General features: G+C 71.9%; 2 protein-coding genes. Both read left to right on the forward strand.

Annotation, left to right across the window (positions count from 1 at the left end):
* A partial coding sequence (locus ACFU6K_RS38855) for a 3-oxoacyl-[acyl-carrier-protein] synthase III C-terminal domain-containing protein (RefSeq protein ID WP_380671361.1) occupies positions 1–557 on the forward strand: 557 nt, incomplete at its 5' end.
* A gap of 99 nt (positions 558–656) precedes the next feature.
* Entirely contained in the window at positions 657–944 is a 288-nt protein-coding gene (locus ACFU6K_RS38860; protein ID WP_380671363.1) for a DUF6355 family natural product biosynthesis protein, read from the forward strand.
* Positions 945–1,480: the final 536 nt, after the last annotated feature.

Here is a 1,480-nt window from a genome sequence, read left to right on the forward strand (position 1 = left end):
GCCCGGTGGTGTGGGGCAGCGTCGGCGAGCACGCCGACCGGATCGTCATCGACCCCGACACCCGCGTCCTGCGCCAGGACGGCCGCGCCGTCTACCGCTGGGCGACGAGCCTGGGCCCCATCGCCGCCCGGATCTGCGCGGACGCCGGCATCCGGCCCGCCGACCTGGCCGGCTTCGTGCCCCACCAGGCCAACCTGCGCATCATCCGGGCCCTGGCCAACCACCTCGACCTGTCCGGCGTGCCCGTCGCCACCGACGTGGCGACCACCGGGAACACCATGGCCGCGACCGTCCCGATCGCCCTGTCCCGCATGATCAACCGCGGCGACATCGACACCGGCGGCGACGTCCTGCTCTTCGGCTTCGGAGCCGGCCTCACCTACGCCGGACAGATCGTCCACCTCGACCCCGTCCCCGCGGTCATCCCCGTTCCCGTGGCCAAGCCCGTCCCCGCGGTCAAGCCCGTCCCCGCCTTCAACCCTGTCGCCGCGGCCAGCCCCGTCGCCCAGGCCCTCACCGCCTGGATCACCTCCGCGATTCCCCAGCCCGTTTTCTGACCCCCATTTTCCACTCCGCCTTTCCCCTGGCCAGGGGAAAGGCGGAGTGAATGCGGGGTGTATAGGGGCGGCATAGCGCCGCGCGGAATTCTGGACCGCATGACCAGATACAAGCGGCATTTCCTCGTCGCCGTCACGGCGGCCGTATCGACTTTCCTGCTCCTCACCTCGGCGACGCCGTCATCGGCCGCGACCCAGGCCACCACCCCGTGCGGCTACTACGAAGCCGCCGGCCACTCCTACTGGAACAACTGCGGCACCACCAGCGCCTACATCGTCGTGGGTTACCGCTCCGTCCCGGACACCGGCATGTGCATGGCCCCGGGCGTCACCGAGATCCTCGCGCTCGACCAGATCGTCTTCGCCACGTACCAGCGAGCCTGCTGACGGACCGCTCAGCAGACGGTGCGTCGCCCACGTCCGCCCGCCCGTGGACGTGAGCGGCGCGCCGGCCGGTCGAACCAGGGGGTCTCCCCCTCGGGGCTTTCGGTGCCGTCAGCGGCACCAGCGAGTGCCGAAGACCGCACAGACGTCGGCGGACCGGATGCGGACGCCGGACTGCCTGCCGAACGTGAGGCCGTCGTCGACGTGGGCGCTGATACGTGACGGACACGGCTTCACCCCGACCGCCTCCTCGGTGCAGGCCGGACGCGACTCGGTCCGGGCCCCGTCATCGGTGAAGTGCTCACCCCTGCCGCTGAACACGCAGCTGCGCCCCGCTCCGGAAGGCCGGGGCGGGGCGCCGTCTCATGTCCAGAGCAATCGAGATGACCGCTGGGCTTCGTGCGCTACTGCTTCCGTCCAGCGACCCCGGCCACTCAGTACGACGGGGTCGCCGGTCCGCCGGGCGAGTTCCGCCCAGCGCAGTCGCCGCCAGCCGGGGCCGGGGTGCTCGGCGCGGCCCAACGCGCGCAGGGCGAGGC

Source organism: Kitasatospora sp. NPDC057512, from assembly GCF_042802135.1.
Taxonomy (GTDB): domain Bacteria; phylum Actinomycetota; class Actinomycetes; order Streptomycetales; family Streptomycetaceae; genus Kitasatospora.

What these genes read in the sequence shown, in the direction of transcription:
- ACFU6K_RS38860 (WP_380671363.1), top strand. Translation starts at nt 657, where the DNA reads ATGACCAGATACAAGCGGCATTTCCTCGTCGCCGTCACGGCGGCCGTA.